This is a genomic window from Ferruginibacter sp. HRS2-29 (assembly GCF_024343615.1).
In the GTDB taxonomy this organism is placed as follows: Bacteria; Bacteroidota; Bacteroidia; order Chitinophagales; family Chitinophagaceae; genus Ferruginibacter.
On record NZ_RJUB01000112.1, the window covers coordinates 1 to 507 of the forward strand.

Genomic DNA, 507 nt, shown 5'->3' on the forward strand with positions numbered 1-507 from the left:
CGGCTACAGGCGGTACTGCACCCTATACCGGTACAGGTACTTTCACCAAAGGTGCAGGTACACACAATTTTACGGTAACCGACGCAGCAGGTTTGACTTCTATGGCTACTGTTACGATCACCGAACCAACCGCACTTACTTCTACTGTTACTTCAGGTACCATCACTGTAAACGGCGGTTCTACCACCATCACAGCAGGTGCATCGGGTGGTACGGCTCCATACACTTATAAACTGAACAACGGCTCTTACCAGTCATCCACTACTTTCACCAACGTATTTGCAGGTACTCATACTGTAACTGCAAAGGATGCAAATGGCTGTACTTCGGTAAAGACCATTACGATCACTGAACCGGCTCCCGTACCAACACTGGTGGTTACGGCTACAGCATCGATCATTCTTTGTAATGGCGGTACTGCTGTAGTATCAGTAAACGCCACAGGCGGTACTGCACCGTATACCGGTACAGGTACTTTCACCCGTACAGCAGGTACTTATACCTTTA

General features: G+C 48.5%; 1 protein-coding gene. It reads left to right on the forward strand.

Features of this window, described 5'->3' with window-relative positions; genetic code table 11:
* Positions 1 to 507, forward strand: a 507-nt coding sequence (locus tag EGI32_RS11445; RefSeq protein WP_255155491.1) for a hypothetical protein, incomplete at both ends; no start/stop codon positions are given.